Genomic DNA, 22062 nt, shown 5'->3' with positions numbered 1-22062 from the left:
GATCTCGCCCTTCCCGACCACGCGCGGCTGGGATCTGGGAGCCTTCTACAGCTCGGATCGGGAACGCCGGGGCACGAGCTATGTGCGCGAAGCCGGCTTCCTGCACGAGGCGGGGGAGTTCGACCCCGGGTTCTTCGGGATCTCGCCCCATGAGGCGCTGGCGATGGATCCGCAGCAGCGGTTGCTGCTGGAGACGTCCTGGGAGGCGATCGAGCGGGCGGGGATCGACCCGGTCTCGTTGCGCGGCAGCCGTACCGGGGTGTTCGCCGGACTGATGTATCACGACTACGCGAACAGCGTGTCGTTCCCGCCAGAAGTGATGGGGTTCGTCGGTACCGGTAGCACGGGCAGCGTCGCGACCGGCCGGGTTTCGTACACGCTGGGGCTGGAGGGCCCGGCGGTGACGGTGGACACCGCCTGCTCGTCGTCGCTGGTGGCGATGCACCTGGCAGCGCAGGCGCTGCGCGGCGGTGACTGCTCGCTCGCGCTGGCCGGTGGCGTGACCGTGATGGCCAACCCCGGGCCGTTCATCGATTTCAGCGCGCAGGGCGGGCTGGCCGGCGACGGCCGGTGCAAGTCCTACTCCGACGCGGCCGACGGGGTGAGCTGGTCCGAGGGTGTGGGCATCCTGGTGCTGGAGCGGTTGTCGGACGCTCAGCGCAACGGGCACCAGGTCCTGGCGATCGTCCGTGGCTCGGCGGTCAACCAGGACGGCGCGTCCAACGGTCTGACCGCGCCGAACGGTCCGTCGCAGCAGCGGGTGATCCGGCAGGCGCTGGCCGGTGCCGGTCTGTCGCCGTCCGAGGTGGACGCGGTCGAAGGCCACGGTACGGGGACGACGCTGGGTGACCCGATCGAGGCGCAGGCGCTGCTGGCCATCTACGGTCAGGATCGGGACGAGGACCGTCCGTTGCTGCTGGGGTCGATCAAGTCGAACATCGGTCACACGCAGGCCGCCGCGGGCGTCGCCGGTGTGATCAAGATGGTGCTGGCGATGCGGCACGGGGTGCTGCCCAAGACGTTGCATGTCGATGCGCCGTCCTCGCACGTGGACTGGGCCTCTGGCGCGGTGGAGCTGCTGACCGAGCCGGTGGAGTGGCACAAGAACGGCCATCCGCGCCGGGCGGCGGTGTCGTCGTTCGGGATCAGCGGCACCAACGCCCACGTGATCTTGGAGCAGGGGCCACAGGTTGTGGAACCGGCGGAGGCGGGCGAGCCCGCCCGTTCGGCCGGTGGTGTGGTGCCGTGGATGCTGTCCGCGAAGACCGAGGAGTCGTTGCGTGGTCAGGCGCGTCGTCTGGCGGCGCAGGTGGAGGCCGACGACCTGGACCCGGTGGATGTGGGGTCCTCTTTGGTGGTGTCGCGGTCGGTGTTCGAGCACCGTGCGGTGGTGGTCGGAGGGGATCGCGGCGAGCTGCTGTCGGGCCTGTCGGCGGTCGAGGCCGGTGAGCCGGCGGCTCGCGTGGTCGCGGGTGTGGCCGATGTCGTCGGGAAGTCGGTGTGGGTGTTCCCGGGTCAGGGAGCCCAGTGGGCGGGGATGGGTGCTGCCCTGCTTGAGGAGTCGCCGGTCTTCGCGGGCCGGATGGCGGAGTGTGCGGCGGCGTTGGAGCCGTTGGTGGACTGGTCGTTGCTGGACGTGATCCGCCAGGCCGACGGGCTGGATCGGGTGGATGTGGTCCAGCCGGTGTCGTTCGCGGTGATGGTCTCCTTGGCTGCCGTCTGGGAGTCGCTGGGAGTCCGTCCCGACGCGGTGGTCGGGCATTCGCAGGGCGAGATCGCGGCTGCGGTGGTGGCGGGTGGTCTGTCGTTGCAGGACGGCGCCCGGGTGGTGGCGTTGCGCAGCCGTCTGATCGCCGACCGGCTGGCGGGGCTCGGCGCGATGGCGTCGGTGGCGTTGCCCGTCGAGCAGGTGTGGGAGCGGCTGTCGGCCTGGGACGGACGAGTGTCGGTCGCGGCGGTCAACGGCCCTCGTTCAGTGGTGGTGGCCGGTGAGGTGCAGGCCGTCGAGGAGCTGGTGGAGCGTCTGACCGAGGACGGGGTGCGGGTTCGTCGTATCGCGGTGGACTATGCCTCGCATTCGGCTCAGGTTGATCTGATCGGTGCGGAACTGGCCCAGGTCCTGGCGGAGGTGGCTGGGCGTGCGGTGCGGGTGCCGATGCTGTCGACGGTGACCGGCCAGTGGCTGGAAGGGCCGGAACTCGACGCGGCGTACTGGTGTGACAACCTGCGCAACACGGTCGACTTCGCCCCGGCGATCGGGCAGCTGCTGGAGCAGCGGTATCGGGCGTTTGTCGAGGTGAGCCCGCATCCGGTGTTGACGGTCGGCATCGGCGAATGCGTGGACGAGGCCGCAGCAGATGCGGTGATCGCCGGGACGCTGCGCCGGGACGAGGGCGGCCTGGACCGGGTGCTGGTCTCGGCGGCCGAACTGTTCGTGCGCGGTGTGGCGGTGGACTGGCGGGCGGTACTACCCGGTGGACGCCGGGTCGACCTGCCGACCTACGCCTTCAAGCACCAGTGGTACTGGCCCGTCGGGGCAGGCTCCCGGATAGGGAACGTGGCCGCGGCGGGATTGGCGACAGCGGGTCATCCGCTGCTGGGCGCGGCGGTGGGCCTGGCCGATTCCGACGGGGTGCTGCTGACGGGCCGGTTGTCGCTGTCGTCGCATCCGTGGCTGGCCGATCATGCGGTGGCCGGCACGGTGATCTTCCCGGGCACCGGGTTGCTGGAGTTGGCGATCCGGGCCGGTGACCAGGTCGGCTGTGACCTGGTCGAGGAGCTGACCCTGACCGCTCCACTGGTGCTGGGTGTGGACGACGCGGTAGCGGTACAGGTGTGGGTGGGCGCCGCGCAGGAGACGGGCCACCGGAGCGTGAACGTGTACGCCCGGTCGGCGGAGGCCGCCGCCGATGTGCCGTGGGTACGGCATGCCACCGGCACTCTGACTGCCGGCACTCCCACCATGGCCGCCGTGTCCCCCGCTGCGCCGTTCGACGCGGCGGTGTGGCCCCCGCAGGGGGCGACCGCGATCGACCTCGACGGCCTCTACGAGGGGCTCTCCACAAGCGGGTTCGAATACGGCCCGGTGTTCCAGGGGCTGCGAGCGGCCTGGCGCGGCGCCGGCGGTGAGGTGTTCGCCGAGGTCGCACTGCCCGAGCAGACGCAGTCAAGCGCCGGCGGTTTCGGGTTGCACCCGGCGTTGCTGGATGCGGCGTTGCACGCGGTGGCTTTCGCTGGTCTTGACGATTCCGAGGGCGGCAGGCTGCCGTTCTCCTGGGGTGGGGTGAGCTTGCAGGCCGCAGGCGCGGCGATGCTGCGCGTGCGGCTGGTCCGGACCGCTGCCGACTCGGTCACGCTGACGGCGGTGGACGCGGCTGGGGAGCCGGTGCTGTCGGCGCGGTCGCTGGTGTTGCGGCCGTTCTCGCCGGACCAGCTCGCCGCCGCGGGTGGCGGCCAGGCGACGCTGGGGGAAGGGCTGTTCCGGCTGGAATGGACCGCGCTTTCCGATGCCCCGGTGGCCGATCCGGTGCCGGTGGTGGTGGTCGGTCTGGACACGCTGGGTCTTGCCAGGGATCAGGTCGAGGTCTATCCGGATCTGTCGGCGTTGGCCGAGGCGGGGCCGGTTCCGGGTGCGGTGCTGGCCGGGATCGTGACCGATCCGGCCGCGGACGCGGTGACCTGCGCGCACGAAGTGACCGCTTCGGCGCTGGGCCTGCTGCAGGGGTGGCTTGCCGACGAGCGGCTGGAGAGCTCGCGACTGGTGTTCGTGACGCGGGGCGCGGTGACGGCCGGTGAGGGTGAGGAGATCACCGATCTGGCTGCGGCGGCGGTGTGGGGTCTGGTGCGGTCGGCGCAGTCGGAGAATCCGGGGCGGTTCGTCCTGGTCGACGTGGACGACCAGGAGTCCTCCCTGCCGGCGGTATCGGCCGCGCTCATGGCCTCGGGCGAGCCGCAGGCGGCGGTCCGGCACGGTGAGGTGCGAGTGCCGCGACTGGCACCGCTGGCGTCGGGGGCGGGGCTGGTGCCTCCGGGTGGTGGGGTGCCGTGGCGGCTGGGCAGCCGGGCCAAGGGCAGCCTGGACGCGCTGGAGCTGCTCCCCTTCCCGCAGGCGGCCGGGCCGTTGGAGGCCGGGCAGGTGCGCCTCGCGGTGCATGCGGCGGGGGTGAACTTCCGTGACCTGCTGGACGGGTTGAACGCGCTGGGCTGGTTCCAGGACAAGGTCGGCCTGATGGGCGGCGAGGCCGCCGGCGTGGTGCTGGAGGTCGGTCCCGAGGTCGACGACCTGCGCCCGGGTGACCGGGTGGTCGGCATAACCGAGGGCGGCTTCGGCCCAGTGGTGGTCACCGGTGCCGGCGGGGTGACCAAGATCCCCGATGGAGTCTCCTTCGAGCAGGCGGCGACGATTCCGGTGGCGTTCCTGACGTCCTATTACGGGCTGATGGATCTGGCCGGGTTGCAGCCGGGTGAGACGCTGCTGGTGCACGCGGGCACCGGGGGGACCGGTATGGCGGCGATTCAGCTGGCTCAGCGCCTGGGGGTGGAGGTGTTCGCCACGGCCAGCCCGGCCAAGTGGGACGTCCTCCGCTCGCTGGGCATCCCGGATGATCACATCGCGTCCTCGCGGACCCTGGAGTTCGAGGAGCGGTTCAGCGGGCGGGGGATCGATGTGGTCCTGAACTCGCTGACCGGCGACTTCATCGACGCTTCCGCGCGGTTGCTGCGCCCGGGCGGCCGGTTCATCGAGATGGGCAAACTGGACATCCGCGACCAGGACCAGTTCCCCGGGCTGACGTACCACTGGTTCGACATCCTGGATGCCGGACCCGAGCGGCTGCGCCAGATCCTGGCCGAGCTCATGGAACTGTTCGCGGCCGGTGAAGTGCGGCCGCTACCGGTCACGGCCTGGGATGTGCGGCGGGGTCGTGAGGCGTTCCGGTTCATGAGCCAGGCTCGGCACACCGGCAAGATCGTCCTGACGATGCCCCGGCGGTGGAACCCCGAGGGCACGGTGTTGATCACGGGTGGTACGGGCGGTCTGGGCGCGGTGTTCGCGCGGCATCTGGTGGCCGAGCACGACGTACGGCACCTGCTGCTGGTCAGCCGAAGGGGTCCGGAAGCGGCCGGCGCACGTGAGCTGGCGCGGGAACTGACCGCGCGAGGCGCGCACGTGACCATCGCCGCCTGCGACATGGCCGATCGGGACGCGGTGGCCGGCCTGCTGGCCGGGATCGGCGCCGAGCATCCGCTGACCGCGGTGATCCACGCGGCCGGAGTCCTCGATGACGGAACCATCGCCTCGCTGACGCCGGAGCGGCTGGAGTCGGTGCTGCGGCCGAAGGTGGACGCCGCCTGGCATCTGCACGAGCTGACCCAGGACATGGATCTGGCCGCGTTCGTGGTGTTCTCCTCGCTGGCCGGGCTGCTGGGCGGCGCCGGTCAGGGCAACTACGCGGCGGCCAACGCCTGGGTGGACGCGCTGATGGCCCGACGTCAGGCGCAAGGGCTGCCGGGCTTGTCACTTCCCTGGGGATTGTGGGCACAAGCCACCGGAATGACCGGGGGCATGTCGCAGGCCGACGTCCAGCGGATGACCGCCGCCGGTCTGCCGCCCATCACCACCGAGCACGGACTGGCGCTGTTCGACACGGCCATCGGCTCGGATTCCCCGCTCGTGGTCCCCGTACGGCTGAACATGCCGGCGATGCCCGCTCAGCTGGTGCCGCCGCTGCTGCGCGGGCTCGTGAAGAGCACCCGCCGTACCGCGGCGTCGGCGCCCGCCGCCGGAGAAGGGGTGCTGCTGCGGCAGCTGGCCGGTCTGGCGCAGGCCGACCGCGCCCGGTTCGTCGTCGATCTGGTCCGGGCGCAGGCCGCCGCCGTCCTCGGGCATCCTTCGCTGGAGGCGGTGCAGGGGCGCCGTGAGTTCCGCGAGCTGGGCTTCGACTCGCTGACCGCGATCGAGCTGCGCAACCGGCTCAACGCCGCCACCGGGCTGCGCCTGTCCTCCACCGTCGTCTTCGACTACCCCACCCCCACCGTGCTCGGCGAGCACCTGTTGAGCGAGGTGCTCGGCGCGCACGGCGACGCCATGCTGCCGGTGGCCACGGCCTCGACGTCGGACGACCCCATCGTCGTCGTCTCGATGGCCTGCCGCTTCCCGGGCGGGGTCAACTCTCCGGAGGACCTGTGGCGGCTGGTCGTCGAGGGCCAGGACGCCATCACCCCGCTCCCGACCGACCGCGGCTGGCAGAGCTTCAGCGATCTGGGCCTGAAGGGCGGGTTCATCTTCGACGCGCCCGAATTCGACGCGGAGTTCTTCCGGATCTCACCGCGCGAGGCGCTGGCGATGGATCCGCAGCAGCGCCTGCTGCTGGAGACGACCTGGGAGGTCCTCGAACGCGCGGGCATCGACGCGGACTCGCTGCGGGGCAGCGACACCGGCGTTTTCATCGGTTCCGTCGGCTCGGGTTACATGCCAGGGGAGGAGTCCCGCGGCCACATCATGACCGGCATGCTGGCCAGTGTGGCCTCCGGCCGGATCTCCTACACCTTCGGTCTTGAGGGCCCGGCGGTGACGGTGGACACCGCGTGCTCGTCGTCGCTGGTGACCATCCACATGGCGGCCCAGGCCCTGCGCAACGGGGAATGCTCGCTCGCGGTGGCGGGCGGCGTCACCGTCATATCGACTCTCGCGGGGTTCGGGGAGCTCGGGGAGCAGGGCGGGCTGGCGCCGGATGCCCGGTGCAAGGCGTTCTCCGACTCGGCGGACGGCATCGGGTGGTCCGAAGGCGTCGGCCTGGTGATGCTGGAGCGGCTGTCGGACGCTCAGCGCAACGGGCATCAGGTGCTGGCGATCGTGCGCGGTTCGGCGATCAACCAGGACGGGGCGTCCAACGGCCTGACGGCGCCGAACGGGCCCTCGCAACGGCGGGTGATCCGGAAGGCTCTCGCCGTCGCGGGTCTGTCCCCCGCCGAGGTGGACGCGGTCGAGGCGCACGGTACGGGTACGACGCTGGGTGACCCGATCGAGGCGCAGGCACTGCTGGCCACCTATGGGCAGGATCGCGATCAGCCGCTGCTGCTGGGGTCGGTCAAGTCGAACATCGGGCACACCCAGGCCGCCGCGGGCGTGGCGGGTGTGATCAAGATGGTCATGGCCATGCGGCATGGCGTGCTGCCCGAGACGCTGCACGTGGACGCGCTGTCCTCGCACGTGGACTGGGACTCCGGCGCGGTCGAAGTGCTGACGGAGCAGCGGGAGTGGCCGCAGACCGATCACCCGCGCAGGGCCGCCGTGTCGTCGTTCGGCATCAGCGGCACCAACGCCCACATGATCCTGGAGCAAGGGCCGGAGGGGGTCGCCGAACCGGCGGTCGCCGAGCCTGCCGGGGTAGTGCCCTGGGTGATCTCGGGCCGTACGGGTAAGGCGTTGTCGGCGCAGGCGCGTCGGCTGAGCGCCCGCCTCGACGCACACAGCGATCTCGATACGGCGTTCTCGCTGGTGGTGTCGCGGGCATTGTTCGAGCACCGCGCGGTGGTGGTCGGACGTAACCGTCAGGAACTGCTGGCGGGCCTGTCCGCGGTCGAGGCCGGTGAGCCGACGGCCCGCGTGGTCGCGGGTGTGGCCGACGTCGACGGGAAGTCGGCGTGGGTGTTCCCAGGCCAGGGAGCCCAGTGGGTCGGCATGGGCAGGCGTCTCCTTGAGGAGTCGCCGGTCTTCGCGGGTCGGATGGCGGAGTGCGCGGCGGCGTTGGAGCCGTTCGTGGACTGGTCGTTGCTGGACGTGATTCGCCAGGCCGACGGGCTGGATCGGGTGGATGTGGTCCAGCCGGTGTCGTTCGCGGTGATGGTCTCTTTGGCGGCGGTATGGGAGTCGCTGGGCGTCCGCCCCGACGCCGTGGTCGGCCACTCTCAAGGCGAGATCGCCGCTGCGGTGGTCGCGGGTGGCCTGTCTCTCCAGGACGGCGCCCGGGTGGTGGCCTTGCGCAGCCGCCTGATCGCCGACCGGCTGGCCGGGCGCGGGGTGATGCTGTCGGTGATGGCTCCGGCGGAGCAGGTTCGCGCGGCACTGGCCGCCGCTGATCTGCTGGACCGGATCTCGATCGCGGCGGTCAACGGACCCCGGGTGGTGACCGTGGCCGGTGACCCGGAGGCCATGCGGGTGCTGGAGCGCCGCTTGTCGGCCGACGGGGTGATGCGCTGGCAGCTGGCCGGCGCCGACTTCGCCGCGCACTCACCGCAGGTCGACGCGCTCCGGGACGAACTGCTGGCGGATCTGGCGGAAGTGTCGCCCCGTACCGCGCGGATCCCGATGCTGTCGACGGCGACCGGCCAATGGCTGGACGGCACCGAACTGGACGCCGGCTACTGGTACGAGAACGTGCGGCGGACCGTGGAGTTCGCGCCGGCGATCGAGCGGCTGCTGGAGGAGCGGTACCGGGCGTTCGTCGAGGTTGGCCCGCATCCGTTGCTGACGCTGGGGATCGAACAGGCGGTGGACCAGGCGGGCGTGACCGCGGTGGTCGCCGGGACCTTGCGCCGTGACGAGGACGGGCTGGACCGGGTCCTGATCTCGGCGGCCGAGCTGTTCGTCCGCGGCGTGGCGGTGGACTGGCGGCCGGTCCTGTCCGGCGGACGCCGGATCGACCTGCCCACCTACGCCTTCCAGCACCACAGGTTCTGGCCGAGCGGGATGCGGATCGCCGACGCCCGAGGGCTCGGCCTCGCCGCGGCGGGGCATCCGCTGCTGGGCGCCGCCGTCGGGCTCGCCGACTCCGACGGCGCGCTGCTCACCGGCCTGATGTCGCTGCGGTCGCACCCGTGGCTGGCCGATCACGCGGTGGCCGGCACGGCCCTGTTCGCCGGCACCGGGTTCCTCGAGCTGGCGATCCGGGCCGGTGACCAGGTCGGCTGCGACCGGGTGGAAGAGCTCACCCTGGCGGCCCCGCTGGTGCTCGGCACGGACGACGCCGTCGCCGTCCAGGTGGTGGTGAGCGCGTCCGACGAAACAGGCCGCAGGAACCTGGCCATCTACGCCCGACCGGCCGACACGCCGGACCAGCCCTGGGTGCGGCACGCGGCCGGCGTGCTGGCGGTCGGCGCGCGTACGGCACGGTTCGACACGACCGTGTGGCCGCCCGCGGGCGCGGCGCCGATCACATTGGACGGGCTGTACGACGACCTGGCCGAGGGCGGCGTGCGATACGGGCCGACCTTCAAGGGACTGCGGGCGGCCTGGCAGCGGGACGGGGAGATCTTCGCCGAGGTCGCGGTGCCCGAGGAGGTCGGCGACGCCGGCTCGTTCGGCCTGCATCCCGCCCTCCTCGACGCGGCGTTGCAGCCGGCCTCGTTCATGGACCTCGTGGAGCCGGGCCAGGGGCGGCTGCTGTTCTCCTGGGTCGGCGTGTGCCTGCACGCGGGCGGCGCATCGGCGTTGCGGGTACGGCTGGCCAGGACCGGGAGCGGTTCGGTGTCGCTGGCGGCGGTGGACGCCGAGGGCGCGCCGGTGCTGACGGCGGAGTCGCTGGTGTTCCGCCCGGTGTCCGCTGACCAGATGCTCGTCTCCGGCGCTCAAGGGCTGGAGCGGGACGCGCTGTTCGCGCTGGAGTGGGCGGTCGCGCCGACGGTCGTCTCCCCGACGGACGCGATGGCCGGGCTGGACTGCGTCGAGCTGGACTGGTCCGAACTGAACCGGTCCGGACTGGACGAGCTGCGCTGGGCCGCGTCCGGCCTCTCCTCGCCGGACCGGGTGCCGGACGTCGTGGCCGTCGAGATCGCCTCGCCCGTGATGGCGGTCGGCGCGGCGGCGGCACAGGAGGTGACCGGCCGGGTCCTGGAACTCCTGCGGCAGTGGCTGGCGGATGAGCGGTTCACCGAATCCAGGCTGGTGCTGGTCACCAGGGGCGCGGTCGCCGGCACGGAAGACGAAGCGTTTACGGATCCGGCGGCGGCGGCCGTCTGGGGTCTGGTCCGCGTCGCGCAGGCCGAGAACCCCGACCGCTTCCTGCTGGTCGATGTGGACGAGCGGGAGACCGCGCTGTCGGCGCTGCCTGAGGCGCTGGCCTGCGGCGAGCCCCAGGTGGCGATTCGCGGCCACGTGGCCCGCGTGCCCCGGCTGGTCCGCCTGACGCCAGGGGGAGACGCCGCGCGGCTGGATCTCGACGGCACCGTTCTGATCACGGGTGGCACCGGCGGCCTGGGCAGCAGCCTGGCCCGGCATCTGGTGGCCGAGCACGGGGTTCGGCATCTGCTGCTGGCCGGCCGCAGGGGCATGGACGCTCCGGGCGCGGTGGAACTGGCGGCCGAACTGATCGCCCACGGCGCCGAGGTCACCATCGCCGCCTGCGACCTGGCCGATCGGGATCAGGTGGCGGAGCTGCTCGCCGGCGTGCCCGCGGAGCACCCGCTCACCGCGGTCGTCCACACCGCGGGCGTACGCGACGACGGCATGATCCCGTCGCTGGACGAGCGCCGGCTGGCCACCGTGTTCGGGCCCAAGGCCGATGGCGCCTGGCACCTCCACGAGCTGACGCGGGACCTCGACCTGGCCGCCTTCGTCCTGTACTCCTCGATGGCCGGGCTGGTCGGCGGCCCGGGTCTTGGCGGCTACGCGGCGGCCAACGCCTACCTGGACGCGCTGGCTCAGCACCGCCGCGCCCAGGGCATGCCGGGCCTGTCCCTGGTGTGGGGTCCGTGGGCGGCGGACGCCGGCATGGCCGGCGAGCTCAGCGAGACCGACCTCCGCCGGCTGGTGGCCGCGGGGTTCCACCTGTTCTCCTTCGCCGAGGGCCTGGCACTCTTCGACGCGGCCCTGGGCTGCGACACGCCGGTGGTCGCGCCGGCCCGGCTCAACCTGCCCGCGTTGCAGGCGCTCGGTGAGATCCCGCCGCTGCTCCGCTCGCTGGTGCGGAGCACACGCCGTACGGCGGCGGCCCCGGTATCGGGCGCCGACCAGGCGCTGCTGCGGCAACTGGCCGGACTGGCCCCCGCCGACCGGAGCCGTCTGGTGATCGACCTGGTCCGGGCCCAGGCGGCCACGGTGCTCGGGCACACCTCGCCGCAGATGCTGGAGGTGCGCCGGGAGTTCCGCGAACTGGGCTTCGACTCGCTCACCGCGGTGGAACTGCGCAACCGGCTGAACGCCGCGACCGGGCTGCGGCTGCCCGCCACCCTGGTGTTCGACTACCCGACCCCCGTGGTGCTGGCGGAGTTCCTGCTGGCCGAACTGCTGGGTGAGCACGGCGATGTCATCGCCGCGACGCCGATCGCGTCGGTGGCCGACGATCCGATCGTGATCGTGGGCATGGCGTGCCGCTACCCCGGCGGAGTGCACTCTCCGGAGGATCTGTGGCAGCTCGTCACGGAGGGGCGCGACGCCGTCTCCCCCCTGCCGCTCGACCGGGGCTGGCAGGTGAACGGCGAACTGGACTTCCAGGGCGGGTTCATGCCCGACGTCGCGGAGTTCGACGCCGGCTTCTTCGGGATCTCGCCGCGTGAGGCGCTCGCCATGGACCCGCAGCAGCGGGTGCTGCTCGAGACCACCTGGGAGGCGGTCGAGCGCGCCGGGATCGACCCGCTGTCGCTGCGCGGCAGCTACACCGGGGTGTACGTCGGCGCCGGCGCGTCCGGCTACATCCCGTCAGATGAGGCCCGCGGCTTCATGGTGACGGGCCAGTCGGGGAGCGTGCTCTCGGGCCGGCTGTCCTACACCTTGGGGCTTGAGGGCCCGGCGGTGACGGTGGACACCGCCTGCTCCTCCTCGCTGGTGGCGATGCACCTCGCGGCGCAGGCGCTGCGCTCGGGTGAGTGCTCGCTGGCGCTGGCGGGCGGTGTGACCGTGGTCGCCTCGCCGATGGGGATCATGGAGTTCAGCGCCCAGGGCGGGCTGGCCGCCGACGGGCGGTGTAAGTCCTATTCGGATGCCGCCGACGGCACCAGTTGGTCCGAAGGTGTGGGCTTGGTGGTGCTGGAGCGGCTGTCGGACGCGCGGCGCAACGGTCACCAGGTGCTGGCTGTCATGCGCGGGTCGGCGGTCAACCAGGACGGTGCGTCGAACGGTCTTACGGCACCGAACGGTCCTTCGCAGCAGCGGGTGATCCGCCAGGCGCTGGCCGGCGCGGGGCTGGCTCCCGCTGATGTCGACGTGGTGGAGGGCCACGGCACGGGTACGGCGCTGGGTGACCCGATCGAGGCGCAGGCGCTTTTGGCGACCTACGGGCAGGGCAGGCCGGAGGACCGTCCGCTGCTGCTGGGGTCGATCAAGTCGAACATCGGGCACACCCAGGCCGCCGCGGGTGTGGCCGGTGTGATCAAGATGGTCATGGCCATGCGGCACGGGATGCTGCCCAAGACGCTGCACGTGGACGAGCCGTCCTCGCACGTGGACTGGGCCTCCGGTGCGGTGGAGCTGCTGACCGAGCCGGCCGAGTGGCCGAAGAACGGTCACCCTCGCCGTGCGGCGGTGTCGTCGTTCGGGATCAGCGGCACCAACGCACACCTGATCATCGAGCGGGTCGAAGCACCGGACGCCGAAGACCAGGAATTCGAGGGCCGTTCGCCAGCCGGAGTCGTGCCGGTTATGGTTTCCGGCCGGTCGGCGGAGGCGATGCGCGCGCAGGCCGGGCAGCTTGCCTCGTACGTGGAGGGCGAGCCAGAGCTGTGGCTGGCCGATGTGGCGTTCTCGCAGGCCACCACGCGCTCGGCGTTCGAGTACAGGGCGGCCGTGGTGGCCGCCGACCTCGCGGGCGCGGTCGCCGGCCTGCGGGCACTGGCCGAAGACCGCCCGAGCGCGGGTGTGCTGCACGGGCTGGCCGCGGCCGAGCCGAAGCCGGCGGTGTTGTTCACCGGTCAGGGGAGCCAGCGGGCGGGGATGGGCCGGGAGCTGTACGACCGGTTCCCGGTGTTCGCCGAGGCCTTGGACGCGGTGATCGCGGAGCTTGACCCGCTTCTCGACGGTTCGCTGCGTGAGGTGCTGTTCGCCGAGCCGGGTACGGAGGCGCTGGATCAGACCGGATGGGCGCAGCCGGCGCTGTTCGCGGTGGAGACCGCGCTGTTCCGGCTGGTCGAATCCTGGGGTGTGCGGCCGGAGGTGCTGGCCGGGCACTCGATCGGGGAGATCACTGCGGCGCATGTGGCCGGGGTGCTGTCGCTTCGGGACGCGTGTGCGCTGGTCGCGGCTCGGGCACGGCTGATGCAGGCGCTTCCTGCCGGTGGGGCGATGGTGGCGGTGCAGGCGTCCGAGGATGCGGTCGCCGGCCTGCTGGCCGGGCGTGAGGCCGAGGTATCGGTCGCCGCGGTGAACGGTCCGGCCTCGGTGGTGATCTCCGGGGTTGAGGATTCGGTCCTTGAGATGGCGGCTGCGCTGGAGTCTCAGGGCGTCAAGACGCGGCGGTTGCGGGTCTCGCACGCGTTCCATTCGCCGTTGATGGACCCGATGCTGGCGGACTTCCGCACCCTGGCCGGGACGCTGACCTACAACCCCCCGCGAATCCCGATCGTGTCCACCCTGACCGGAGAGCAGGCCACGGCCGAGCAGCTGTGCTCACCCGGCTACTGGGTGGGGCAGGTGCGGAGCGCGGTGCGCTTCGCCGACGCCGTGCGGGTGCTGCACCGGCAGGGAGTGACCGCCTACCTGGAGCTCGGTCCTGACGGCGTGCTGACCGCGATGGCTGAGGACATCCTGGTCGAACTCGCCGATTCGGTGCTGGTGCCGGTTCTGCGCAAGGATCGGGACGAGCAGACCGCGATCATGGCGGCGCTGGCCCAGCTGCACGTGCGTGGGGTGCCGGTGGACTGGCAGGCGGTGCTCCAGGGCGGGCGCCGGATCGACATGCCGACGTACACGTTCCAGCGGCAGCGTTTCTGGTCCGACGGCAGCGCCACCCAGGCAGGGAACGTGGCGGCCGCGGGGCTGGCCGCCGCAAGGCACCCACTGCTGGGTGTCGCGGTCGGGCTGGCCGACTCGGCGGGAGTGCTGCTGACCGGGCGGTTGTCGCTGCGGTCGCATCCGTGGCTGGCCGACCACGCTGTCGGCGGCACGGTCATCTTCCCGGGCACCGGGTTCCTCGAGCTGGCGATCAGGGCGGGTGACCAGGTCGGCTGCGACATGGTCGAGGAGCTGACCCTGACCACGCCCCTGGTGCTCGGCGAGCGGGACGCCGTCGCGGTGCAGGTGTGGGTGGCCTCGGCGGCCGAGTCCGGCCGCCGCAACCTGAGCATCTACGCCCGTCCGGCCGAAGCCGCCGACGAGGAACCATGGGTACGGCATGCCACCGGTGTGCTGGCCGTGACCGGGCCCGGCGCCGCCGCCTTCGACACGGCCGTGTGGCCCCCGCAGGACGCCACCCCCATCCAGGTGGACGACCTGTACGACCGGCTCGCTGCGGGCGGCTTCCACTACGGGCCGGTGTTCCAGGGACTGCGGGCCGCCTGGCGAGGTGCTGACGGCGAGGTGTTCGCCGACGTCGTCCTGCCCGAGCAGGCGCAGTCGAACGCGGCTTCGTTCGGAATGCATCCGGCGCTGCTGGACGCGGCGCTGCACGCCGTGACCTTCGCCGGTCTTGACGATGCCGACGGCCGGTTGCCGTTCTCCTGGGGTGAGGTGTGCCTGCACGCCGGTGGCGCGTCGGTGCTGCGTGTCCGGCTGGACAGGACCGGAGGCGACACGGTCTCGGTGATCGCGGTGGACGCCGCAGGGGAACCGGTGCTCTCAGCGCGGTCACTGGTGCTGCGTCCGGTCACGGCCGACCAGGCTGCCTTTGGCGGTGGTCGCGACCCGCTCAGGGACTCGCTGTTCCAGCTGGCCTGGACGGCGTTGCCCGACGGGCCGGCCGCCGTCGATTTCGATTCGGTCGAGCTGACCTTGACTCCGGCATCGGACCTGGCGGCGCTGGAGACGGTGCCAGAGGTGGTGACCGTTACGGTCGGCTCCGCGGAGCACGGCGACGTGGTCGCGTCGGTTCACGAGTTGACCGCCGCGGCGCTGGACCTGCTGCGTGCCTGGCTGGCCGATGACCGCTGTCTCCGCTCCAGGCTGGTGTTCGTGACCAGGGGTGCCGTCGCGGCGAGCGAGAGCGAAACCGTGACGGACCTGGCGGCCGCCGCTGTGTGGGGACTGGTGCGGTCCGCGCAGTGGGAGGAACCAGGCCGGTTCGCACTGGTCGACATGGCCGGGCAGTCGCTGCCGGCCCTGCCGGGAGTGCTGGCCGCCGCGTCGGCGTCGGGCGAGCCGCAGGTAGCGGTACGTGAAGATGGCGTACGGGTGCCGCGGCTGGCGCGGGTGACACGCGCCGCTGATCCTGGCGATGTCCTCGATGAGGACGGTGCCCGTCCGTGGGCTCCGGACGGCACAGTGTTGATCACTGGCGGGACCGGTGGTCTGGGTGCGCTGTTCGCGCGGCATGTGGTGGCCGAGCGTGGGGTACGGCGTCTGCTGCTGGCCAGCCGCCGTGGTCTGGACGCTCCGGGCGCGGTGGAACTGCGGGCCGAGCTGATCGCGCACGGCGTCGAGGTCGAGATCGCGGCGTGCGACCTGGCGGATCGGGATCAGGCGGCGGCCCTGCTGGCCGGGATCGATGCCGGGCATCCGCTGACCGCGGTCATTCACACCGCCGGTGTGCTGGATGACGGCACGATTCCCTCGCTGACGCCGGAGCGGCTGGACGCGGTGCTGCGTCCCAAGGTGGACGCCGCCTGGCACCTGCACGAGCTCACCCAGGGCCTGGACCTCGCGGCGTTCGTGCTGTTCTCCTCGCTGGCCGGGGTGATGGGCAACGCCGGTCAGGGCAACTACGCGGCGGCCAACGTCTTCCTGGACGCGCTGGCCCAGCAGCGGCGGGCGGCGGGACTGCCCGCGCTCTCGCTGGCCTGGGGCGCGTGGAGCCAGGACGCCGGGATGACCGGCACACTCGACGACGCCGAAATGCGCAGAATGGCACGGGCGGGCATGCCGCCGCTGTCGCCAGAACAAGGTCTGGCGTTGTTCGAGGCCGCCACCACGCTGGAGCACGCGTTGCTCATCCCGGTCCGGCTTGAGCCGTCGGCACTGCGGACGCAGGGCGAGATCCCGGCGCTGCTGCGCGGGCTGGTGCGGGGAGGGAGGCGGTCGGCGGCGTCCGGTTCTGTGGTGGCCGCGACGTTGCTGCAGCGGCTGGCTCCGCTGGGAGTGGCCGAGCGCGCCGAGGTCCTGCTGGATCTGGTGCGCACCGAGGTGGCCGTCGTGCTCGGGCACGTCTCCCCCGGCACGGTGGAGGTGCGGCGGGAGTTCCGCGAGCTGGGCTTCGACTCGCTCACGGCCGTGGAGCTGCGTAACCGGCTGAACGGCGCGACCGGCCTGCGGTTGCCTGCGACGCTGGTGTTCGACTACCCGACGCCGACGCTGCTCGCGGAGTTCCTGCTGGCCGAGCTGCTCGGTGAGGACGCCGACGCGATCATCCCCACGGCCATCCTGCCGGTGGCGGATGACCCGATCGTGATCGTGGGCATGGCGTGCCGCTATCCGGGCGGGGTCAACTCTCCCGAGGACCTGTGGCGGCTGGTCACCGAGGGCGCGGACGCCATCTCCCCCTTCCCGACGACACGCGGCTGGCACCGTGACGCGCTCTCTCAAGCCGAGGGCCAAGCCGTCAAGTACGTCCAGGCGGGTGGCTTCCTGCACGAGGCCGGCGAGTTCGACCCCGGGTTCTTCGGCATCTCGCCGCGTGAGGCGCTGGCGATGGACCCGCAGCAGCGGCTGCTGCTTGAGGTGACCTGGGAGGCGATCGAGCGGACCGGGATCGACCCGGTCTCGCTGCGGGGCAGCCACACGGGCGTGTTCGCCGGTGTCATGTACCACGACTACGCGAACAGCACGGCCTTCCCCGCCGACGTGATGGGCTTCATGGGCACCGGCACCGCCGGCAGCGTCGCCACCGGCCGGCTCTCCTACACCCTGGGTCTGGAGGGCCCGGCGGTGACGGTGGACACCGCGTGCTCGTCGTCGCTGGTGGCGATGCACCTCGCGGCGCAGGCGCTGCGCGGCGGTGACTGCTCGCTCGCGCTGGCCGGTGGTGTGACGGTGATGGCCACTCCTGGGCCGTTCATCGACTTCACGGGGCAGGGCGGCCTGGCCCCTGACGGCAGGTGCAAGTCCTACTCCGACGCGGCCGACGGCGCGGGCTGGTCCGAGGGCGTCGGCATGCTGGTGCTGGAGCGTCTGTCGGACGCGCGCCGTAACGGTCACCAGGTCCTGGCGATCGTCCGGGGTTCCGCGGTCAACCAGGACGGCGCGTCCAACGGCCTGACCGCTCCGAACGGTCCTTCGCAGCGGCGGGTGATCCGCAAGGCCCTGGCCGGGGCGGGGCTCGCGCCCGCTGATGTGGACGCGGTTGAAGGGCACGGCACCGGTACGACGCTGGGTGACCCGATCGAGGCGCAGGCGCTGCTGGCGACCTATGGCCGGGATCGGGACGAGGATCGTCCGCTGCTGCTGGGGTCGATCAAGTCGAACATCGGTCACACCCAGGCCGCCGCCGGTGTCGCCGGTGTGATCAAGATGGTGCTGGCCATGCGGCACGGGGTGCTGCCCAAGACGTTGCACGTCGATGCGCCGTCCTCGCATGTGGACTGGGCCTCTGGCGCGGTGGAGCTGCTGACCGAGCCGGTGGAGTGGCAGCAGAACGGTCACCCGCGCCGGGCCGGTGTCTCCTCCTTCGGGATCAGCGGCACCAACGCGCACGTGATCTTGGAGCAGGGGCCGGAGGCTCCTGTAACGGAGCCGGTGGAACAGGCGCCGGGTGTCGTGCCGTGGGTGGTCTCGGCGAAGACTCCGGAGGCGTTGCGTGGTCAGGCGCGTCGTCTGGCGGCGCAGGTGGAGGCCGGCGAGCTGGACCCGGTGGATGTGGGGTCCTCGCTGGTGGTGTCGCGGTCGGTGTTCGAGCATCGTGCGGTGGTGGTCGGGCGTGATCGTGGCGGCCTGCTGTCGGGCCTGTCGGCGGTCGGTGCCGGTGAGTCGGCGACGGGCGTGGTCTCGGGTGTGGCCGACATCGCCGGTAAGTCGGTGTGGGTGTTCCCGGGTCAGGGGGCGCAGTGGGCGGGTATGGGCGGGCGGCTGCTTGAGGAGTCGCCGGTCTTCGCGGGCCGGATGGCGGAGTGCGCGGCGGCGCTTGAACCGTTCGTGGACTGGTCGCTGCTGGACGTGATCCGCCAGACCGAAGACGCCCCGTCGCTGGATCGGGTGGATGTGGTCCAGCCGGTGTCCTTCGCGATGATGGTCTCCCTGGCTGCGGTCTGGGAATCCCTGGGCGTCCGCCCCGACGCCGTGGTCGGTCACTCGCAGGGCGAGATCGCGGCCGCGGTGGTCGCGGGCGGCCTGTCTCTACAAGACGGCGCCCGGATAGTGGCGCTGCGCAGCCGCTTGATCGCCGACCGGCTGGCCGGGCTCGGGGCGATGGCGTCTGTGCCGTTGCCGGTCGAGCAGGTGCGTGAGCGGCTGGCCGTCTGGGACGGGCGGATCTCGGTCGCGGCCATCAACGGCCCTCGCTCGGTGGTGGTGGCCGGTGAGGTCGCGGCCATTGAGGAACTGGTCGAGCGACTGACCGCTGAGGAGGTGCGGGTCCGGCGTATCGCGGTGGACTACGCCTCGCACTCGGCCCAGGTCGATCTGATCGGTGGGGAGCTGGCCCAGGTCCTGGCGGAGGTGACTCCGCGTTCGGTACGGATACCAATGCTGTCAACCGTGACCGGCCAGTGGCTGGAGGGACCGGAACTCGACGCGGCGTACTGGTGTGACAACCTGCGCAACACGGTGGCCTTCGCTCCGGCGATCGGGGAACTGCTGGAGCAGCGCCACCGCGTGTTCGTGGAGGTGAGCCCGCATCCGGTGCTGACGATCGGCATCGGCGAGTGCGTGGACGAGGCCGCGGTGGACGCGGTGATCGCCGGAACGTTGCGCCGGGAGGAGGGCGGGCTGGACCGGGTGCTGGTCTCGGCCGCCGAGCTGTTCGTGCGCGGTGTGACGGTGGACTGGCGGGCACTGCTGCCGGGTGGGCGCAGGGTCGATCTGCCGACCTATGCCTTCCAGCACCAGTGGTTCTGGCCTGACGGCAGTGCGAGCGCCGGTGCGGGGAACGTGACGGCGGCGGGCCTGGCGGCGACGAAGCATCCTCTCCTGGGCGCGGCGGTGGGCCTGGCCGACTCCGACGGAGTGGTGCTGACCGGCCGTCTGTCGCTCGCCACGCATCCCTGGCTGGCCGACCACACCGTGGCAGGGATGGTGTTCTTCCCCGGCACCGGGTTCCTTGAGCTGGCGGTCCGGGCGGGTGACCAGGTCGGCTGCGATGTGGTCGAGGAGCTGACCCTGGCCGCGCCGCTGGTGCTGGCCGAGGACGAGGCGGTCGCGGTCCAGATCGCGGTGGGTGCGCCGGAGGAGACCGGCCGCCGGACCCTGAGCGTCTACTCCCGGCCGGCGCAGGCCGACGACGAGGTGCAGTGGGTGCGGCACGCCACCGGGACGCTCGCCACGGGTGGCCGGGCCGCGGTGCCGTTCGACGCGGAGGTGTGGCCCCCGGCCGACGCGACCGCGATCGAGCTGGATGGACTGTATGACGAACTGGCCTCCCGAGGGCTGGGCTACGGCCCGGTGTTCCGAGGACTGCGGGCGGCCTGGAGCGGCCCCGGCGGTGAGATCTTCGCCGAAGTCGCCCTTCCCGAGCAGGCGGCGTCGAACGCGGGCGCGTTCGGAGTGCATCCGGCGTTGCTGGACGCGGCGCTGCACGCGGTCAGCTTCGCCGGGTTGAATGTGGTGGAGGGTGGCCTGCTGCCCTTCTCCTGGCAAGAGGTGTGCCTGCACGCGAGTGGTGCCGCGCTGCTGCGCGTCCGGCTGACCAAGTCCGGTGACGAGTCCGTGTCGCTGTCGGCGGCCGATCGGGCCGGAGCGCCGGTGTTGTCGGCGCGCTCGTTGGTCGTGCGTCCGTTCACCCCCGAGCAGTTCGCCGGTGCGGGCGGTGGCGGCGTAGAGCGCGATTCGCTGTTCGGGCTGGACTGGACCGCGCTGCCGGAGGCGGTGGGTACGGAGACCGTCCCGAGCGTGGTCGAGCTGACCGGAGAACTCGCCGCACTGGACTCAGCACCCGACGTGGTCATGGTCACCGTCGAGTCGGCCGACGCCGAGAACGTGGCGGAGGCGACGCACGAGCTGGTCGCCCACATCCTCGACCTGCTCCAGCGGTGGTTGGCCGACGAGCGGTTCAGGGCTTCGCGGCTGGTGTTCGTGACGCGGGGCGCGGTGGCCGCGAGTGAGAGTGAAGCGGTCACCGATCTGGCGGCTGCGGCGGTGTGGGGCCTGGTGCGTTCGGCGCAGTGGGAGGATCCAGGCCGGTTCGTGCTGGTCGATGTCGACGCGGAGCTGTCCTCCTCGTCGCTGGCCGCGGTGCTGGCCTCCGGTGAGCCGCAGGCGGCGGTGCGTGAAGGCGCGGTACGGGTGCCTCGTCTGGCCCGGGTGACACCGGCCGAGGAGCCGGAACGGCCGTGGGATCCGGACGGGACAGTTCTGATCACTGGTGGCACCGGTGGTCTGGGGGGCAGTCTGGCCCGGCATCTGGTGACCGAGCGGGGCGTACGGCACCTGCTGCTGACCAGCCGCCGTGGCCTGGAAGCGGCCGGGGCAGCCGAGCTGGAGCGGGAGCTGGCCGCGCACGGCGCGCACGTGACCATCGCCGCCTGCGACATGGCGGATCGGGACCAGGTGGCGGCCCTGCTGGCCGACGTCGACGCCGCTCATCCGCTGACCGCGGTCGTGCACACCGCCGGTGTCCTGGAGGACGCGACGATCTCGTCGCTGACGCCGGAGCGGCTGGGCAGGGTGTTGCGTCCGAAGGTGGACGCGGCCTGGCATCTGCACGAGCTGACCAGGGGCGTGGACCTGGCGGCGTTCATCCTGTACTCGTCCTTGTCGGGTGTCATGGGAGCACCCGGGCAGGGCAACTACGCGGCGGCGAACACGTTCCTGAACGCCTTGGCCCAGTCGCGCCGGGCCGAAGGGCTGCCCGCGCTGTCCCTGGCCTGGGGTGCCTGGACCCAGGACACCGGCATGACCAGCGCGCTGAGCGAGGCCGACATGCGGCGGATCGCCCGGACGGGCATGCCGCCGCTGTCGGTGGAACAGGGCCTGGCGCTGTTCGACGCGGCCTGCCTGGTGACGCGGCCGGTGGTGATCCCGCTCCGGCTGGAGCTGGCGGTGCTGCGCGCCCAAGGCGAGGTCTCCCCGTTGTTGCGGGGGCTGGTGCGGAGTGGCCGGCGGTCGGCGGCGTCCGGTTCGGTGGTGGCGGCGACGTTGCTGAATCGGCTGGCTCCGCTGGGGGCGGCCGAGCGTGCCGAGGTTCTGCTGGATCTGGTGCGCACCGAGGTGGCCATGGTGCTGGGCCATGTTTCGCCCGAGACGGTGGAGGTACGGAGGGAGTTCCGTGAGCTGGGCTTCGACAGCCTCACCGCGGTGGAGCTGCGTAACCGGCTGAACGGCGTGACGGGTTTGCGGTTGCCGGCGACGCTGGTGTTCGACTACCCGACGCCGACCGTGCTGGCGGAGTTCCTGCTGGCCGAACTGCTCGGCGAGCACGCTGACGCGATCATTCCCGCGCCCGCCCTGCCGTTGAGCGACGATCCGATCGTGATCGTGGGTATGGCGTGCCATTTCCCGGGTGAGGTCCATTCTCCGGAGGATCTGTGGCGGTTGGTGGCCGAGGGCGGGGACGGGATCTCCGAGTTCCCGACCACGCGGGGTTGGGATCTGGGGGCCTTGTTCAACCCGGATACCGAGCATCGGGGCACCAGTTACGTGCGCGAGGGTGGCTTCCTGGAGGGCGCCGCGCAGTTCGACCCGGGCTTCTTCGGCATTTCGCCGCGTGAGGCGCTGGCGATGGATCCGCAGCAGCGGATCCTGCTGGAGACGTCCTGGGAGGCGATCGAGCAGGCGGGCATGGACCCGACCTCACTGCGGGGCAGTCGTACCGGGGTGTTCGCCGGCATCTTCTACCACGACTACGGGATGAACGCCCAGTTCCCGCCAGAGGTGATGGGCTTCGTCGGCACCGG

1 protein-coding gene (only partly in view) is annotated in these 22062 nt (G+C 71.8%); it reads left to right on the top strand.

Every position in this 22062-nt window falls within one protein-coding gene, locus Aple_RS54760, for a type I polyketide synthase (RefSeq protein WP_246264854.1), read on the top strand. The gene is 49308 nt long; 5360 of those nucleotides lie to the left of the window and 21886 to its right, leaving coding positions 5361–27422 in view, spanning codon 1787 (partial) through codon 9141 (partial); the first codon wholly inside the window starts at position 2. The start codon and the stop codon both lie outside this window.

Source organism: Acrocarpospora pleiomorpha, from assembly GCF_009687885.1.
Classification (GTDB): Bacteria; Actinomycetota; Actinomycetes; order Streptosporangiales; family Streptosporangiaceae; genus Acrocarpospora; species Acrocarpospora pleiomorpha.
Note: the sequence above shows the minus strand (reverse complement) of the source record. Positions and strands in the feature narration are given on the sequence as shown.